Origin of the sequence: Streptomyces sp. NBC_00459, from assembly GCF_036013955.1 — a bacterium.
GTDB lineage: Bacteria > Actinomycetota > Actinomycetes > Streptomycetales > Streptomycetaceae > Streptomyces.
Map to the genome: position 1 here is coordinate 1,782,186 of NZ_CP107903.1, position 16,953 is coordinate 1,799,138.

Annotated in this window: 15 protein-coding genes; 6 read left to right on the forward strand and 9 right to left on the reverse strand. The window is 68.5% G+C overall.

Annotated features, from left to right (window positions below):
- Positions 1–39: 39 nt before the first annotated feature.
- From prcB to arc, 5 genes are all read right to left on the reverse strand, one after another.
- On the reverse strand, positions 40–885 hold the full coding sequence (gene prcB / locus OHN74_RS07695) for a proteasome subunit beta (protein WP_327693772.1): 846 nt from the start codon (positions 883–885) through the stop codon (positions 40–42).
- Positions 837–1,382 carry an endonuclease VII domain-containing protein gene (locus OHN74_RS07700; protein WP_327693773.1) on the reverse strand — a complete coding sequence of 182 codons (546 nt, stop codon included), beginning with the start codon at positions 1,380–1,382 and terminating at the stop codon, positions 837–839. The genes prcB and OHN74_RS07700 overlap by 49 nt, the downstream gene beginning before the upstream one ends.
- Positions 1,383–1,462: 80 nt before the next feature.
- Positions 1,463–1,678, reverse strand: a complete 216-nt coding sequence (locus OHN74_RS07705; protein ID WP_006379817.1) for a ubiquitin-like protein Pup — start codon at positions 1,676–1,678, stop codon at positions 1,463–1,465.
- A gap of 155 nt (positions 1,679–1,833) precedes the next feature.
- Positions 1,834–3,345, reverse strand: coding sequence for a depupylase/deamidase Dop (gene dop, locus OHN74_RS07710; RefSeq protein ID WP_371658795.1), 1,512 nt, complete (start codon positions 3,343–3,345; stop codon positions 1,834–1,836).
- Positions 3,346–3,579: 234 nt separating this feature from the next.
- Positions 3,580–5,346 (reverse strand): proteasome ATPase, encoded by a 1,767-nt coding sequence (gene arc / locus OHN74_RS07715; RefSeq protein ID WP_189146348.1) that lies wholly within the window; start codon positions 5,344–5,346, stop codon positions 3,580–3,582.
- A gap of 253 nt (positions 5,347–5,599) precedes the next feature.
- On the opposite strand from arc, the gene OHN74_RS07720 reads away from it, so the two are divergent.
- Entirely contained in the window at positions 5,600–5,905 is a 306-nt protein-coding gene (locus OHN74_RS07720) for a ferredoxin (protein WP_327693774.1), read from the forward strand.
- Positions 5,906–6,024: 119 nt separating this feature from the next.
- Here OHN74_RS07720 and OHN74_RS07725 read toward each other — a convergent pair whose 3' ends face one another.
- Both OHN74_RS07725 and OHN74_RS07730 read right to left on the reverse strand, forming a co-directional pair.
- Positions 6,025–6,600 (reverse strand): hypothetical protein, encoded by a 576-nt coding sequence (locus OHN74_RS07725; RefSeq protein ID WP_327693775.1) that lies wholly within the window; start codon positions 6,598–6,600, stop codon positions 6,025–6,027.
- A gap of 196 nt (positions 6,601–6,796) precedes the next feature.
- A complete protein-coding gene (locus OHN74_RS07730) occupies positions 6,797–7,699 on the reverse strand; it encodes a tRNA (adenine-N1)-methyltransferase (protein ID WP_164320531.1) in 903 nt (300 codons plus the stop codon).
- Between the two features lie 206 nt (positions 7,700–7,905).
- Here OHN74_RS07730 and OHN74_RS07735 point away from each other — a divergent pair, with 206 nt between their 5' ends.
- From OHN74_RS07735 to OHN74_RS07745, 3 genes are all read left to right on the forward strand, one after another.
- The gene (locus OHN74_RS07735) at positions 7,906–9,354 is read left to right on the forward strand and encodes a glycosyltransferase family 2 protein (RefSeq protein ID WP_327693776.1); all 1,449 of its coding nucleotides are present in this window, start codon (positions 7,906–7,908) and stop codon (positions 9,352–9,354) included.
- A 111-nt stretch (positions 9,355–9,465) separates the two neighbouring features.
- Positions 9,466–10,500, forward strand: coding sequence for a glycoside hydrolase family 113 (locus tag OHN74_RS07740; RefSeq protein ID WP_327693777.1), 1,035 nt, complete (start codon positions 9,466–9,468; stop codon positions 10,498–10,500).
- Entirely contained in the window at positions 10,497–11,930 is a 1,434-nt protein-coding gene (locus OHN74_RS07745) for an acyltransferase family protein (RefSeq protein ID WP_327693778.1), read from the forward strand. The genes OHN74_RS07740 and OHN74_RS07745 overlap by 4 nt, the downstream gene beginning before the upstream one ends.
- Positions 11,931–11,958: 28 nt before the next feature.
- Here the strand turns inward: OHN74_RS07745 and OHN74_RS07750 are convergent, their stop codons facing one another.
- Entirely contained in the window at positions 11,959–13,416 is a 1,458-nt protein-coding gene (locus tag OHN74_RS07750) for a site-2 protease family protein (protein WP_327693779.1), read from the reverse strand.
- Positions 13,417–13,594: 178 nt separating this feature from the next.
- On the opposite strand from OHN74_RS07750, the gene OHN74_RS07755 reads away from it, so the two are divergent.
- Positions 13,595–14,473 (forward strand): RecB family exonuclease, encoded by an 879-nt coding sequence (locus OHN74_RS07755; RefSeq protein ID WP_443060354.1) that lies wholly within the window; start codon positions 13,595–13,597, stop codon positions 14,471–14,473.
- Positions 14,474–14,603: 130 nt separating this feature from the next.
- Entirely contained in the window at positions 14,604–15,275 is a 672-nt protein-coding gene (locus tag OHN74_RS07760; RefSeq protein WP_055529669.1) for a response regulator, read from the forward strand.
- 76 nt (positions 15,276–15,351) lie between these two features.
- Here OHN74_RS07760 and OHN74_RS07765 read toward each other — a convergent pair whose 3' ends face one another.
- Entirely contained in the window at positions 15,352–16,932 is a 1,581-nt protein-coding gene (locus OHN74_RS07765; protein ID WP_327693780.1) for an ABC transporter substrate-binding protein, read from the reverse strand.
- Positions 16,933–16,953: the final 21 nt, after the last annotated feature.

Consider the following 16,953-nt stretch of genomic DNA (forward strand, 5'->3'; position numbering starts at 1 on the left):
TCTTTCGAAGTCACTGGACCACCTGAACAGCGAGAGGTACTACAGCAGCTCGGCACGCGGGCCATCGGGCTGCTCAAGCCGCCGCTCCAGAATCGAACGGGCGATCTCAGCACCCTCGTCGTCCGTCAGCCTGCGGAAACCGTCCTCGGTGATCACGGTGACAATCGGGTAGATCCGGCGCGCGACATCGGGACCACCGGTCGCCGAATCGTCGTCCGCCGCGTCGTACAACGCCTGAATGACCAGCGTCGTCGCGTCAGCCTCACTCAGATCACGGTGATACAGCTTCTTCATCGCACCACGCGCGAAGATCGAACCCGACCCCGTCGCGGCATAACCGTGCTCCTCGGAACGCCCACCCGTCACGTCGTACGAGAAGATGCGCCCCTTCCCCCGGTCCACGTCGAACCCGGCGAACAGCGGCACCACGGCAAGACCCTGCATGGCCATACCGAGGTTCGAACGAATCATGGTGGACAGCCGGTTCGCCTTGCCCTCCAGCGAGAGCTGCGCACCCTCCACCTTCTCGAAGTGCTCCAGCTCCAGCTGGAACAGCTTCACCATCTCCACGGCGAGACCGGCGGTGCCGGCGATACCGACAGCCGAGTACTCGTCCGCCGGGAACACCTTCTCGATGTCCCGCTGCGCGATGACGTTCCCCATGGTCGCCCGCCGGTCACCGGCGAGGACGACACCACCCGGGAAGGTGACGGCCACGATGGTCGTGCCGTGGGGCGCCTCGATCGCGCCTTGGGTGGGCGGCAACTGCCGCCTACCCGGGAGCATCTCGGGCTGATGGTCGGACAGGAAGTCCATGAAGGACGACGACCCGGGCGTCAGGAAGGCAGCCGGTAGACGCCCGGTGCTACGAGTGTTGGCTTCCACGGGGATCCTTCCAAGTAGGCGGCAGCCCGACGAACAGCGTCGGGATCATCTCCCAACTTGCCGATGGCCGAATTGCAGTTGAAGCACAGTACGCCACGGACCCTACCCGTCTCGTGGCAGTGATCCACATGAATGGCAGGAGCTTTCAGGCAGATCACGCAGAGCCCCATTTGAGAGGCGACCATCTCGTCACGCTCGGCCACCGTCATGCCGTAGTGGCGCTTCAGATGCCCTGCTTGGCCCTTGCTTGCCCGGCAGGTTCTGCAACTCGTCGACAATCCGTCGGAGGCTGTTGCATTGCGATGCCACTCACTGTGTGGCTTGACCTCACCGCAGCTCCGACAGAACTTGTGCCCCTCCGGCGTCTCCACACGGGGCCGCACATTTTTTCCCTTCGCCAGCTGCCGGGTCTGGTGATATTGCGCCCAGCACTCCCGGCAGTAGGCCTGCAGCCCGTCACGGGCCGATTTGTTACTGGCGAAGGCTGCTCGCGGCATTGATTCCTTGCACCGCGAGCAGCGCTTCAAGCCCTCTTCGCTTGCCAACCTGAGCGCCCCCGAAGCCTTTGATTCGAAGGCTACTCGCCGCCCTTCTGAACGAAACTTCGAACGAAGTCCTCCGCATTCTCCTCGAGGACATCGTCAATCTCGTCCAGGACGGAGTCCACGTCGTCGCTCAGCTTCTCCTGGCGCTCCTTGAGGTCCTCCGACACCTGTGCCTCAGGTGCCTCCTCGACCTCCTCGGTGCTGCGCGTCGCCTTCTGCTGTCCGCCGCCGGTGTCCTTGGTCGCCATAACCCTCACCCCGCTCGGTTCGACGTTCTTGATCAGACCCTACAAGCAGGGTCCGACATTGGCCCCGCTGTTGCTACAACGTCCGGGAACCACCTCGATGATTCCCGGACGCCACACTTTCCACCCTGCCGGGCCGCCCCGGCCCAAAGGCCCGCTCAGTGGCCCGACAGGACCCTGACCAGGTCTTCTGCCGTCCGGCAGCGGTCCAGGAGCTCCTTCACGTGATTACGCGTTCCGCGAAGCGGCTCCAGGGTTGGGACGCGTTGGAGCGAGTCCCGGCCCGGCAGATCGAAGATCACGGAGTCCCAGGAGGCCGCCGCGACGTCGTCCGCGTACTGCTCCAGGCAGCGTCCGCGGAAGTAGGCGCGCGTGTCCTCCGGAGGCTTCGTGCGGGCCCGCTCGACCTCGTTCTCGTCCAGCAGGCGCTTGATGCGCCCACGGGCCACGAGGCGGTTGTAGAGGCCCTTCTCGGCCCGTACGTCGGCGTACTGGAGGTCGACCAGGTGCAGGCGGGCGGCGTCCCAGTCGAGGTCGTCGCGGCGCCGGTAGCCCTCCATGAGCTCCCGCTTGGCGACCCAGTCGAGCTCGCCGGCGAGGCTCATGGGGTCGTTCTCCAGGCGGTTCAGGGTGTCTTCCCAGCGGACCAGGACGTCCTTCGTCTGGTCGTCGGCGTCCGCCCCGTACCGCTCCTCCACGTACTTGCGCGAGAGTTCGAAGTACTCCATCTGGAGTTGTACGGCGGTCAGCGTCCGCCCGCTGCGGAGCTTGACCAGTCGCTTGAGCGTCGGGTCGTGGGAGACCTGGTGGAGGGTGCGTACGGGCTGGTCGACGGCCAGGTCGACGGCGATGAAGCCGTCCTCGATCATGGAGAGGACCAGGGCCGTGGTGCCCAGTTTCAGGTAGGTCGAGATCTCGGAGAGGTTCGCGTCGCCGATGATCACGTGGAGGCGGCGGTACTTCTCCGCGTCCGCGTGGGGCTCGTCCCGGGTGTTGATGATCGGGCGCTTGAGGGTGGTCTCCAGGCCGACCTCGACCTCGAAGTAGTCGGCGCGCTGGCTGAGCTGGAAGCCGTGTTCGTGGCCGTCCTGGCCGATACCCACGCGGCCGGCGCCGGTGACGACCTGGCGGGAGACGAAGAACGGCGTGAGGTGGCGCACGATGTCCGAGAAGGGGGTCTCCCGCTTCATCAGGTAGTTCTCGTGCGTGCCGTAGGAGGCGCCCTTGTTGTCGGTGTTGTTCTTGTAGAGGTGGATCGGCTGGGCGCCGGGGAGCTGGGCGGCGCGTTCGGCTGCTTCGGCCATGATGCGTTCGCCGGCCTTGTCCCAGAGGACGGCGTCGCGGGGGTTGGTGACTTCGGGAGCGCTGTATTCGGGGTGTGCGTGGTCGACGTACAGCCGCGCGCCGTTGGTGAGGATGACATTGGCCAGGCCGATGTCCTCGTCGGTGAGCTGGCTGGAGTCGGCGACCTCGCGGGCGAGGTCGAAGCCTCGCGCGTCGCGCAGCGGGTTCTCCTCCTCGAAATCCCAGCGGGCCCTGCGGGCCCGGTGCATCGCCGCCGCGTAGGCGTTGACGATCTGGGACGAGGTGAGCATGGCATTGGCGTTGGGGTGGCCGGGGACGGAGATCCCGTACTCCGTCTCGATGCCCATTACTCGCCGTACGGTCATGCGGCCCTCCTTGCCCGGCGGTGTCCTCGGTCGGGGACGCCGCTCAAGTACCGCTGGTGCTCCGGTGCGTGTGCGGTGCCCGTCCCCGCACTGCGCGACTCGGCGGTACGGAAGAGCCTAGAACGCCTTTGCGCTGGTGGGGAGATCATTTGCGTCATTGCCTCGCTCCGGCTGTGGCCTGAAAAACAGGTGGCTGCGGGTACCCGGTGAGGGCACCCGCAGCCACCCCGTTTTTTACAGGTACTGACCGGTGTTGGCCACCGTGTCGATGGAGCGTCCGGTGTCCGCGCCCTGCTTGCCGGTGATGAGCGTACGGATGTAGACGATCCGTTCGCCCTTCTTTCCGGAGATCCGGGCCCAGTCGTCGGGGTTGGTGGTGTTGGGGAGGTCCTCGTTCTCCTTGAACTCGTCCACGCATGCCTGGAGGAGGTGGGAGACGCGGATGCCCTTCTGCTTGTGGTCGAGGAAGTCCTTGATCGCCATCTTCTTGGCCCGGCCCACGATGTTCTCGATCATGGCGCCGGAGTTGAAGTCCTTGAAGTAGAGGACTTCCTTGTCACCGTTGGCGTAGGTGACTTCCAGGAAGCGGTTCTCGTCGGATTCCGTGTACATGTGTTCCACGGCCGTCTGGATCATGCTCTGGACCGTGGCCACCTTGTCGCCGCCGTGCTCCCCCACGTCCTCGGGGTGCAGCGGGAGGCGCTCGGTGAGGTACTTCTGGAAGATGTCCTTGGCGGATTCGGCGTCCGGACGTTCGATTTTGATCTTCACGTCGAGTCGGCCGGGGCGCAGGATGGCGGGGTCGATCATGTCCTCGCGGTTGGAGGCGCCGATCACGACCACGTTCTGCAGGCCTTCCACGCCGTCGATCTCGGCGAGGAGCTGGGGGACGATGGTGTTCTCCACGTCCGAGCTGACGCCGGATCCGCGGGTGCGGAAGAGGGATTCCATCTCGTCGAAGAAGACGATGACGGGGGTGCCCTCGCTGGCCTTCTCCCTTGCACGCTGGAAGACGAGGCGGATCTGTCGCTCGGTCTCGCCGACGTACTTGTTGAGGAGTTCGGGGCCCTTGATGTTGAGGAAGAAGCTCTTGCCCTGGGCCTGGCCGGTGACTTCGGCGACCTTTTTGGCCAGCGAGTTGGCGACGGCCTTGGCGATGAGTGTCTTTCCGCATCCGGGGGGCCCGTAGAGCAGGACGCCCTTGGGCGGCCTGAGTTCGTGCTCCTTGAAGAGGTCGGGGTGGAGGTACGGGAGTTCGACCGCGTCGCGGATCATTTCGATCTGGTTGCCCAGGCCGCCGATCTGCTCGTAGCCGATGTCGGGTACTTCTTCGAGGACGAGTTCCTCGACCTCGCTCTTCGGTACGACCTCGTAGACGTAGCCGGAGCGGGGTTCGAGCAGGAGGGCGTCGCCGGGGCGGATGACGACGTCCAGGAGCGGCTCGGCGAGCCGTACCACCCGTTCCTCGTCGGTGTGCCCCTGTACCAGGGCGCGCTCGCCGTCCTCGAGGATCTCCTTGAGGGTGACGATGTCTCCGACGCTCTCGTATTCCATGGCCTCGACCACGTTGAGAGCTTCGTTGAGCATCACTTCCTGGCCTCGTCGGAGCTCTTCGAGCTCGACGCTGGGGCTGACGTTCACGCGGAGTTTGCGGCCTCCGGTGAAGATGTCGGCCGTGCCGTCCTCGTTGGCGACCAGGAAGACACCGAAGCCTGCCGGGGGCTGTGCCAGCCGGTCGACTTCTTCCTTGAGGGCCACGATCTGGTCGCGGGCCTCTCGGAGTGTGTTGGCGAGCCGCTCGTTCTGCGCGGACACGCCGGCCAGGTTGGTCTGCAGTTCGACGATCCGCTCTTCGAGAATCCTCGTGTGTCGCGGAGAGTCGGCGAGCTTGCGCCGCAGGACGGCGATCTCCTGCTCAAGGTAGGCAATCTGCCCGGACGGGTCGTCGGACCCTCGTCCCGGGCGGATGCCGCGGTTCATGTCGTCGTCGTGGGCTGCCACGGTCCTCACCTCCTCCAAGGGGAGCTGGACGCTTCCAGACCCTACCTGGGTGGGTGTCGATTGAAACCCCTAGATCACAAAGACTGTCGAGGTGTGTCCGATCTTCACCCTTGCGCTCTCCCTCACGCCAGGGGAATACCCACAGAACGTGCTTGGGAAGCGGCCGGAGGTAGGGTCGAAGTGTTCAACACCCGTCAGAGCTGGGCCGACTTGCCGTCGGATTGTCTTGCTCGGGACAGAAACGGCAGGAGATGTGACCGTGCAGGAGAAGGCCGTGGCCGACGGTGAGGCATTGGAGGTCTGGATCGACCAGGACCTGTGCACCGGGGACGGAATCTGTGTTCAGTACGCGCCGGAGGTGTTCGAGCTGGACATCGACGGGCTGGCGTACGTGAAGAGTCCCGGGGACGAGTTGTTGCAGGCCCCGGGGGCGACGACGCCGGTGCCGCTGCCGTTGCTGACGGATGTGGTGGACTCGGCGAAGGAGTGTCCGGGCGACTGTATTCACGTACGTCGAGTTTCGGACAGGGTCGAGGTTTTCGGCCCGGACGCGGAGTGATGGTCCGACCACTCCGCGCCACCATCGGCTGATTCGCGCGCTCACCCCTGTCCGGTTTCTCACAGGGGTGAGCGCGATGCACACCTTCCACGATCGCCGGTCGATCAGTTGTTCTCGCGTCACACGCTCTGTGCGCCGGCGGGTGTCGAGCGGAGGAACGCGCCGTTCTTCCACTGCCACTTGGCGCGCTCGTCGATGTCGGGGCAGCACCGGGGCACGTCGAGGGACGAGTAGCCGAGGAGCGTGGCCGTGACGGCGCCGTCACTGACGGTCAGGTCGGTGACGGTGAGGCGGTCCTTGGGGTCGACGAGGGTCGCGACGATGCGCGGCTTCCCCGCGTCGGCGGCCTGGGTGAGGACGTACACACCGTTGGGCGGGGTTCCGGAGCCCGCGTCGCAGCGTACGGAGGCGACCGTTTCGGGTCTGCCGTCGCCGTCGAGGTCTCCGGTGGCCTTGTTCTGCACGAGGACCGGGAGCGGGCCGCACTGGAGGGGGAAGTCGACCCCGGTGGGGTCGGGGGGCGCTGCGGCCGCGGCGGGTCTTCCTGCGGGGCCGGCCGCCTGGGCCGCGGTGGCGGAGCCCGGCTGGAGGGCCGAGGAGAGGGCGACGACGCCGGCCAGGGCGGTGGCCGTGGCAAGCCAGTGGATGGGGCGGGTGTGCGTGTGTGCCAGTTCCGGGACGGCGGATTGCTGCACTCGGAGTGTCTCCCGTGGAGAGCTGTGCCGGTGGGGTGTCCCGCATAGTGCCACACGTCACAGTGCGGGGGAACGGCGGGGTCAGGGGGTGTTCGGTGTCGGCACCGGTGCCGTTGTGGCGTCAACGGGAAAGCGTTGTGGCCGAGTTCCCGGCGTGCTGCGGGAACTCGGCCACGGTGTCGGTGTGTTGCTGCGGTCAGCGGCCGTTGCCGCCGTCGGCGTTGGGGCCGGTGTAGTCCTCGCCGTAGGAGCCCTTGGAGGGGCGACGGCGGCGCATGGGCGGCTCCACGCCGTCGGCCAGGCGGCGGGCGGTGAGCAGGAAGCCGGTGTGGCCGATCATCCGGTGGTCGGGGCGGACCGCCAGGCCCTCGATGTGCCAGTTGCGGACCATCGACTCCCAGGCGCTCGGCTCGTTGAAGCAGCCGATCTCGCGGATGGACTCGACGGTCCGGGCGAGCTGGGTGGTGGTCGCCACGTAGCAGCAGACGATGCCGCCGGGGACGAGTGCCTTGGAGACGGCCTCCAGGCATTCCCAGGGGGCGAGCATGTCGAGGACGACGCGGTCGACCTCGGTGTCGCTGAGGTTGTCCTGGAGGTCGCCGACGGTGAGCTGCCAGGCGGGGTGGGGGCCGCCGAAGTAGCGCTCGACGTTCTGCTGGGCGATCTCGGCGAAGTCCTCGCGGCGCTCGTAGGAGTGCAGCATGCCCTGGTCGCCGATGGCTCGCAGCAGGAAGCTGCTGAGCGAGCCTGAGCCGACCCCCGCCTCGACGACGCGTGCGCCGGGGAAGATGTCGGCGAAGGCCAGGATCTGCCCCGCGTCCTTGGGGTAGACCACGGCGGCGCCGCGGGGCATGGACAGGACGTAGTCGGGGAGCAGGGGGCGCAGCGCGAGGTAGGCGACGTTTCCGGTGGTGCGGACAACGCTGCCCTCGGGTGCGCCGATCAGCTCGTCGTGCGGGAAAGAACCCTTGTGGGTGTGAAAGTTCTTTCCGGCTTCGAGCGTGAACGTGTAGTGGCGGCCCTTGGGGTCGGTCAGCTGAACCTGGTCCCCGACCTTGAAGGGCCCGCGCCTGCGGGCGGCACCGGTCGGTTCGGACATGTGAAGAGCCTACCGGTGTTGTCGGGGGCCGCCGACCATCGGGCTTGCGGGTGCGGGACCGGTTTCGGGAGTCCCGTTCTGTGACGGGAATCATCTTCACAAATTCTACAATCGGCATGCATGGTTCCGCTTAGTACTTCCGGTACTTCCAGGGTGTTACGGCCCTTGGTGATGAGTCAGTCCTTTACGTACGCAAGTGGGTGATCATGACCACCTCTGCAGACGGCGTCGACCTCTTCCGGTCCCGCCGCACTGCGCGGATGGTGAAACGTCAGGCGGTCTGGAAGCCGGGCCTGCTGCCGTTCCTGGTCACCGCGGGCCTCGCCTACGTCTTCTCCTCCGCGCTGTACTCCTCCGAGCGGACCCTGATGGGCTGGGTGGTCACCGTCCTGTGGACGCTGCCCGTCGTGTCCTCGCTCGTCGGCGTCGCCGGTGCCGTGCTGACCCGTCGTCGTATCGCGCGTCAGCGCGGCTGGACGGAGGCCTCCCCGGCGCTGCACGACCGGCTTGTCGTGCTGGTCCCGACCATCGGCCGTGACGACACCTATCCGGCGCTGGAGCGGTCGGTGCTGTCGTACTGCGCGTTTCTGCCGGCCTGGTTCCCCGCTCTGCGTATCGACGTCCTGACGGAGGAGGGCTGCGAGGCCGCCGGTCGTATCGACGCGCTGGCCGCCCGCAGTCCTCTGATTCGTGTGGTCACCGTGCCGAAGGCCTACCGGACTCCCCACGGCACACGTTTCAAGGCCCGCGCCAATCACTACGCCCATGAGTTGCGCATCGCCGAGGGTGAGGCGCTCGACGACGTGTGGGTGCTGCACATGGACGACGACACCGGTGTCGGTCCGGACACGGCCGAGCAGGTGGCGCGTTTCATCAACGCCCAGCGCCGTGCCGGTCCCGAGGGCAAGCACCTGGCCCAGGGCATGCTGACGTATCCGCGCGAGAACGCCGTCAACCGCCTGACGTGGCTGGCCGACGCGATCCGCCCCGCCGACGACATCGCCCGGTTCGCCGTTCTCACCGGCGGTGGTACTCCGCTGGCCGGGCTGCACGGCGAGCTGCTGCTGCTGCGCGCGTCCGTCGAGGCCACGATCGGCTGGGACTTCGGCCCGGACTCCATCTGCGAGGACGCTCATCTGGCGTTGGTCTTCGCGAGCCGTTACAAGGGGCGCAGCGACTGGTTCTCCGGCCGCAGTTACGGCGCGTCCCCGGCGACCATGGGGGACTTCCTCAAGCAGCGGGAGCGCTGGTCGTGGGGTCTGGTGGGGCTGGCCTTCAACCGCGGTCTGCCGCGCCGTTCCCGGGCGCTGCTCATGTACAGCGTGACGACGTGGGTCCTGGGCCCCTTCCAGCACGTCGGTGTCGTCCTGGCGGTCGGCGCGCTGCTCGGCGATCTCAACACCTCGCCGGTCACGCCGTGGATCCTGCCTCTGTGGGCGGTGACCATGGGCTACGCGGTCTGGATGTACTGGGAGGGCCTCAAGATCAACGCCTCGGTGTCGGCCAACGGCCGCCGTCTGTGGTGGGAGCCGGTCGCGGTGGTCGCCCTGATGCCGTTCTTCGCGCTGTGGGAGGCGGTCGGTTCCTTCCGGGGGCTGTTGCGGTGTCTGCGCGGCGTGGAGAACCAGTTCGTCGTGATCGCGAAGCCGGCCTGAGGGATGCGTACACGTCTGCGAGGTCTTCAAGGCCTCGTCCTCCTGCCTCTTCTGCCTCTCCTGGCTCTCCTGCTGACGGCCGGGTGTGTCTCCTCCGGTGCCGGATCCCCGGTGTCGGCCTCTGCCTCCGCCTCCGCGTCCGCCGGCGGGGAATCGGCGCCCGCGCGGGTCGCCCGGCCCTGGCGGCGTGGGGACCCCCAGCTCGGGGCGCAGGTGCTCTGGTACACCTACCCGGGCGAGACGGACTCGTCCGTGCGTGCCAACGCGCTGCGCCTGGTGAACTACATGGTCGGCAGGCACATGAACGCGGTCTCGGTGACGTTTCCTTTCGCGACCGCCGGCCCGACGGCGAGCCGGGTCGGTGTCTCGGCCGCGACGCCCTCCGTACGGCATCTGGGGATGCTCCTGGACACCGCGACGGCGGCCGGGCTGCGCATCACCGTGCGTCCGCTTCTCGATGAGCGGAGTCTGGTGGCCCGGGATCCGCTGGCCTGGCGCGGCTCGCTCGCCCCCGCCGACAGGGCGGCCTGGTTCCGGTCCTACGAAGCGTTCCTCGCGCCGTATCTCGCCCTCTCGGCCCGTCATCACGTGAGCACCTTCGTCGTCGGGGCGGAGCTGACGTCGCTGGAGGACGATCCGCGCTGGCGTTCGCTGATCGCCACGGCGCGCAGGTCGTTCCGCGGTGAGCTGTCCTACGACGCCAACTGGGACGACTACGTCTCCCGGCATGTCCCCGTCCCCGTCGACCATCTGAGCATCGACGCGTACTTCCCGCTCGCCCGGCTCGGCGACGACGCCTCCGTCGCGGAGATCGCCGAGGGCTGGCAGCGCTGGCTGGACCGCAAGAGCACCGGGAAGCTGCCCCGGATCGTCCTGAGCGAGGTCGGCATCATCGCCGAGGACGGCGCCTATCGTCACCCGGCGGTCTGGACCGGCGGGGAGAAGCTCAACCCCACGGTGCAGCAACGCTGGTTCGAGGCCGCCTGCCGGGTCGCGCGGGACCGGGAGATGGCCGGCCTGTACTGGTGGAACCTCGACTTCCACGCCGACCCCGCAGCGGGCGCCCCCGCCGGCTCCCACACCTCCTTCCTCGGCCGTCCCGCCGAGGCTGTCATCACCTCCTGCTTCCGGACCTGGCCGAGATGAACGAAGAGCGCTACGGGCACCTGCCCCCGAACCCGGCCGAGTCGTCCCGGTACGAGAACGGTCCCCTCCCCCATCCCCGTCCCCGTCCGCAGACCGGCCCGGCTCCATGGGCCGCCGGGCTGCCGGTGAGTGATGCCGGGCGCTTCCCCGCCGCCGGGTGGCCCCAGGGTGCCGAGGCCGGACGGGTCGCGGATCCGCATCCGCATCCGCATCCGATCATCCGGTCGGCACCCGGCGTCGAGGCGGGGCGGGCCGCGACCGGTGGACCCGTCGGCAGTGCTCCGTCTGTGGACACCGTCCGATTCGCCGCGCTGCTTCCCGGGCCTCTGCCCGGTGCCGAGGCTGGGCCGGTGTCGGCGCGGGAGGCGGGTGGGGGGCGGTTCTCCGCCGTGGACGGTCTGCGGGGAGTGGCTGTGCTGGCTGTTCTGTTGCATGACACCGGCGTGAGTGGGCGGTATGTCTCCTGGTCCGGTGCGGGCGTCGACGTTCTGCTGGTGCTGACGGGCTTTCTCGCCACCCTGCCCCTCGTCCGCAGGGCGACGGCCACCGGCAGGACCGGCGTCGTCGGTTTCCTGGCCCGTAGGGCGAAGCGGCTGGTTCCGGCCCTGCTGGTGGCCGTCGCCCTGACCGTCTCGGTGTGTTGGGCGCTGGGTTCCGCGCGTACCGTCGGCGACTTGGCCGGACCGATGGGTCATGGGGGCTGGGCAGAGTGGGTGCACTGTCTACGGCTGGGTGTCGTCCCCACGCTGGACCGGCCGCTGGCTCCGCTGTGGTTGTGGGTGGTCACCGCGTTTCCCGTGTCGGTGTGGGCGCTTCTGCTGGCCTGTCTCGGCCTGCTGGCCCGACACCGGCTCGCTGCGGTGGCACTGGTCGTCTCACTGCTCGCCGGGGCGGTGGCCGTCGCTTCGGCGAGCGGGGCGCTGCCCGGCGTCGACGTCGTCACCGGTACGCGGGTACTCGCCCTGGCGGCCGGTGCCGGTGCCGCTTGCCTCGTACACCTGGCCGAACGCGGTGGGCGTGCGGTGACCCGGCGGGTCGGCGTGTTGCAGGCGGTGGCCGGTGTCGCCGCCGCGGCGGTGGTGGCGGTGTCGGCCGTTCGTCTCGGCGGAGGGGAGGGCGGGGCCCGGTACGTGGTCGCGGTCGTGCTGGGCGCGGCTCTGCTGACGGCGGTGCTCTGCGGCGGCCGAGGCCCTCTGGCGCGGCTGCTGTCGGGCGACCTGCTCACGGAGGTCGGCCGGATGTCCTACAGCCTCTTCCTGCTGCACCTTCCCGTGTACTGGCTGCTGCGGCGCGGCCAGCCCGGTCTCGGTGCTCTCGGCCTGTTCCTCGTCGGGGGCGTGGTGACCTGGTTCCTGTCGCTGCTGGTCCACTACCTGCTCGTCGAGCGTCTGGCCGCCCGCTCCTGGCGTCGCGGGCGGGTGTCCCACTGACCCTCGTGGCAGTTCGGCCGGCCGGGCCCTAGTTCGGGCGGGCCATCGCCTTCACGAAGGCGCGCTCCACGTCGGCCGCCGAGAGGACTCCGTAGATCTCGCCGGAGTCCTCCACGACCAGGTACTCGGTGGCGGGGGTCGCGCGCAGGGCGTCGAGGAGTTCCTCGCCGGAGAGCTCCGCGGAGACCCGCATGCCGTCCGTGAGGTCCTGGGCGAGGCCGCTCACGGAGACCCAGGGGCGGCGGTGTTCGGGTACGCCGACGATCGCGGCCTCGCGGACCAGGGAGAGGGGTTCTCCGTCGGGGTCGACGACGACCAGGGCGCGGGCGCCTGCGTCGTTGGCTCGGCGCAGGGCCTCGGAGAGGGGGGTGTTGGTCTCGACGGGGACCGCGCGGCGGGTGAGGTTGCGGGCGCGCAGTTCCGGGAGGTGTTCGCGCAGGCGGGCCATACGGAGGCTGTTGCCGGCGCCGGTCCAGATGATCGCGGCGAGGATCGCGGCGAGCAGCGCGTCGGTGACGGTGTCCATGCCGACGCTGTCCTCGGCGTCGGAGCCGAGCGCGCCGGCCTGGGTGAGCAGCGGGAGTCCGATGAGGACGGAGACGGCGAGGGCGCGGCCGACCCAGGCGGCGGCGATCGTACCGGTCATGGGTTTGCCGGTGATCTTCCAGACGACCGCGCGGAGCATACGGCCGCCGTCCAGGGGCAGGCCGGGCAGGAGGTTGAAGGCGGCCACGATGAGGTTGGAGATCATCAGGCCGGCCAGCAGGACTCCGGGGACGGTACCGGGTTCGACGGTCTGGAGCGCGAGGTAGAAGACGCCCGCGAGGATCAGGGAGAGGAGCGGGCCGACGAAGGCGAGCACGAATTCGCGGCCGGGGGTCTCCGACTCCTTCTCGATCTCGGAGACGCCGCCGAAGAACTGGAGCTGGATGCGGCGGACCGGGAGTTTGAAGCGGAGGGCGGCGACGGTGTGGGCGAGTTCATGGACGAGGACGGACGCGTAGAAGGCGACCGCGAAGAAGAGGGAGACGAGGTAGCGGACGGCGCCGAGTTCGGGGAGCACGCGGTCGAGCTGGCCGCCGAAGACCCAGGTGATGAGGGCGGCGACGAGGAACCAGCTGGGGGCGACGTAGACCGGTACGCCGAAGGGGCGTCCCATGAGGAGCCCGCCGCCGGGGTCCTTGGGTTTCCGGGGCACGCGGGACTTGGCGAGGCGGGGTGTGGTGCCTGTGCGTCCGGGGGTGTCGGCGGGCGCGTCCGGTTTCGGGGTTTCCGGGGGTTCCGGGGCTGCCGGTTCGTCGGTGCCGACAGGCTCGTCGGTCCGCGTGGGCTCCGCGTCGGGCTTCCCGGTCTCCGCGACCCGGGTGTCGGTCGTCGCCGGTTCGGGCTGGGTGGGGTCGGTGGTCGGCGCCGTACCGCCGGTGTGGCGGTCGGTCGACTGGTCGTTGCCGGAGCGCGGCTGTCCGCTCCCGCCGCTCTCGTCCACGGTGTCCCCTTGTCGGATGCGTCTCCCTTTTCCGCTCCGGGGCGGAAGGGCCTCGGGTCGATGGTATGCGGCCGTCGCGACCGGTTTCGCCCCGGCACCCCCTGTGTTCGCCGGGGGTTGTGGTCGGGGCGTGGCGGCGGCTGGGTCACTGTCAGTGGTGGGCCGTATGGTCGTCGTCATGGAAATGAGCACCGAGGGCGCCGCCGAGTCCGTCTCGCCGGTGAGGCCGCCCTCCGCGCCGGCGTCGCTGTCGCCCTCGCGGGCCAGTGACTTCATGCAGTGTCCGTTGCTGTACCGGTTCCGGGTGATCGACCGGTTGCCGGAGAAGCCGAGTGAGGCGGCGACCAGAGGCACGTTGGTGCACGCGGTGCTGGAGCGGCTGTTCGATGTTCCGGCGGCGGAGCGGACGGCGCCGCAGGCCAAGTCGTTGATCCCGGGTCAGTGGGACCGGCTGCGGGAGTCGCGGCCGGAGGTCGTGGAGCTGTTCGCGGACGATCCGGACGGGGAGCGGCTGGCGCGCTGGCTGGGTGAGGCGGAGCAGCTGGTCGAGCGCTGGTTCGGCCTGGAGGATCCGACGCGGCTGGAGCCGGCCGAGCGTGAGCTGTTCGTCGAGGCGGAGCTGGATTCCGGGCTGAAGTTGCGCGGGATCATCGACCGGGTCGATGTGGCGCCCACGGGCGAGGTGCGGATCGTCGACTACAAGACGGGGAAGGCGCCGCGTCCGGAGTACGCGGAGGGCGCGCTGTTCCAGATGAAGTTCTACGCGCTGGTCGTGTGGCGGTTGAAGAACGTGGTGCCGCGGCGGCTCCAGCTGGTGTATCTCGGCAGTGGGGACGTGCTGACGTACGACCCGGTGATGGCGGACCTGGAGCGGGTGGAGCGCAAGCTGCTGGCGTTGTGGGAGGCGATCCGGGAGGCCACGGAGACGGGGGTGTGGCGGCCCCGGCCGACGAAGCTGTGCGGTTGGTGCGATCACCAGGCGGTGTGTCCGGAGTTCGGGGGTACTCCCCCGGTCTATCCGTTGCCGGTGCGCGAGGCTCCGCCGGAAGCGCCGTAGTGTTCCGCGGGCCGGGTGGGGGGCTGGTCGCGCCCCGTGGCGGAGCCGCAGATCGACAGAGCCCCGCGCCTCTTTCGGGGCGCGATGCGGCACAGGGCAGAATGACGGTGGACTAACGAAGGAGACTTACGTGGCCATCCGCGTCCTACTTGTCGACGACCAGCCGCTGCTGCGTACCGGGTTCCGGATGATTCTGGAGGCCGAGCAGGACATCGCGGTTGTCGGCGAGGCCGGAGACGGTCTACAGGCGATCGACCAGGTGCGGGCCCTGCAGCCCGATGTTGTGCTGATGGACATCCGGATGCCGCGGATGGACGGTGTGGAGGCGACCCGGCAGATCACCGGGCCGGGGCGGGACGGGCCGGCGAAGGTGCTGGTGCTGACGACCTTCGATCTCGACGAGTACGTGGTGGAGGCGCTGCGGGCCGGCGCCAGCGGCTTCCTGCTGAAGGACGCGCCGGCGAACGAGCTGGTGCAGGCGATCCGGGTGGTGGCCTCGGGTGAGGCGATGCTCGCGCCGAGCATCACGCGACGGCTGCTGGACAAGTACGCGGGGCATCTGCCGTCGGGCGACGAGCCCGTGCCGGACGCGCTGCACACGTTGACCGAGCGTGAGGTCGAGGTGCTGAAGCTGGTGGCGCGGGGACTGTCGAACGCGGAGATCGCCGCTGATCTGTTCGTCAGTGAGACCACGGTCAAGACGCATGTCGGGCATGTGCTGACCAAGCTGGGGCTGCGCGACCGGGTGCAGGCCGCGGTGTACGCGTACGAGAGCGGGCTGGTGCGGCCCGGCGCGCAGTGACGGGACCGATGTGTACGACGACGAGGGCGCCCCTTCCGGGAACGGAAGGGGCGCCCTCGTTCGTGTGCGGCCCGTGTCAGCCCTTGTTGATCTCCCAGAAACGGAAGACGGTCGAGGCGTCGAGGCAGTACTCCAGGCCGTAGACGTCATCGCGGACGACGGCGTACTGCTTGGCCTGCCAGATGGGGAGGACGGGGACCTCCCGGGCGACGATGTCCTGGAGCTCGCCGAAGTCCGTGTCGGTCGCGGCGCGGTCGCTCTGGGCGGCGGTGCCGGGGATCAGGGTGTCGGTGATCGTGGTGTTGGTGAAGTTGTTGCCGAGTACGTTGCCCTGGCCGAAGAAGGGGGCGGTGAAGTTGTCGGCGTCGGGGTAGTCCGGCACCCAGCCCTTCACGTACACGCCGTACTTGCCGGCCTCGATGTCCTTCTCGTACTGCGCGAAGGGTACGGACTTGACGGTCGCCTCGAACAGGCCGCTGGCGTTGAGCTGCTTGGCGATGGCCTGGAACTCGTCGTCGGTGGCGGGGCCGTAGCGGGACGGGGTCGACCAGAGGGTCAGCTTGACCCTGTCGGTGATGCCGTCGGCCTGGAGTGCGGCCTGGGCCTTCGCCTTGGAGGGGCGGGCGCCGTAGGTGTCGAAGAAGGCGGTGTTGTGACCGGCTATACCGGCCGGGATGATCGAGTAGAGGGGGGTCGCCGTGTCCTCGTAGACCTGGTCGACCAGGGCCTCGCGGTCGAGGAGGTAGGCGATGGCCTTGCGTACGCCGATCTTTCCGGCGATCGGGTCGTCCATGTTGAAGACGAGGTGCTGGACCTCGGCGCTGGTGCCCTCGACGACGTCGACGCCCTCGTTGCCACTGGCGTTCTCGATGTCGGCTATGTCGCCGGCCTTGAGGCCTCGGTAGGCGATGTCGATGTCCTTGTCGACGATCGCCTGCTTCAGCTTGGTCTGGTCGCCGTGGAAGAACTTGAGGGTGACGCCGGAGTTGTGGACCTCGGCGGTGCCCTTGTAGTTCGGGTTGACGGAGAAGACCGCGCTGTCCTCGTCGAACGAGTCCAGCTTGTAGGGGCCGGAGCCGACGGCTTGGCCGTCCTTGCGCAGGCCGTCCTTGTCGTACTGCTGGTGGTCGACGATCGAGCCGGCGCCGGAGGCGATCTTGCTGGGGAAGGTGGCGTCGGGCACCTTGAGGTTGAAGACGACGGTCTGCTCGTCGGGGGTGTCCACCGAGCCGAGCATCGGGAACATGATCGCGGGGCCCGCGGCGTCGTTGATCTTCAGCATGCGGTCGAAGGAGAACTTCACGTCCTCCGAGGTGAGTTCGTCACCGTTGCTGAACTTCAGGCCGTCGCGCAGGGTGCACTTGTACACCTTGGTCTGCGCGTCGCTGAAGGCGCACTCCTTGGCTGCCTCGGGCTGCGGTTCGGTGCCCCCGTTGGGGAAGCTCAGCAACGACTGGAAGACGTTGTTGAACAACAGCCAGGAACCGGGGTCGTAGCCGGAGGCGGGGTCGGTCGCCAGGACGTCGTCGGACATCCCCATGACCACGGCGGAGCCGTCGGCCCCCGAGTCGCCGTTCTCCGAGCCGCATCCGGTCAGCAGGCCGGAAGCCAGCCCCGCCACGATGGGCAGGACTGGCCACTGGTTGCGCAGGTTCACGTGGAAGTGCCTTGTCGTCGG

Excerpts from the sequence above, each read along its gene's own strand:
- dop (WP_371658795.1), bottom strand. The coding sequence starts at position 3,345 with ATGACCGTACGGCGAGTAATGGGCATCGAGACGGAGTACGGGATCTCC.
- OHN74_RS07730 (WP_164320531.1), bottom strand. The coding sequence starts at position 7,699 with ATGTCCGAACCGACCGGTGCCGCCCGCAGGCGCGGGCCCTTCAAGGTC.
- OHN74_RS07700 (WP_327693773.1), bottom strand. The coding sequence starts at position 1,382 with ATGCCGCGAGCAGCCTTCGCCAGTAACAAATCGGCCCGTGACGGGCTG.
- OHN74_RS07755 (WP_443060354.1), top strand. The coding sequence starts at position 13,595 with ATGGAAATGAGCACCGAGGGCGCCGCCGAGTCCGTCTCGCCGGTGAGG.
- OHN74_RS07745 (WP_327693778.1), top strand. The coding sequence starts at position 10,497 with ATGAACGAAGAGCGCTACGGGCACCTGCCCCCGAACCCGGCCGAGTCG.
- OHN74_RS07705 (WP_006379817.1), bottom strand. The coding sequence starts at position 1,678 with ATGGCGACCAAGGACACCGGCGGCGGACAGCAGAAGGCGACGCGCAGC.
- OHN74_RS07735 (WP_327693776.1), top strand. The coding sequence starts at position 7,906 with ATGACCACCTCTGCAGACGGCGTCGACCTCTTCCGGTCCCGCCGCACT.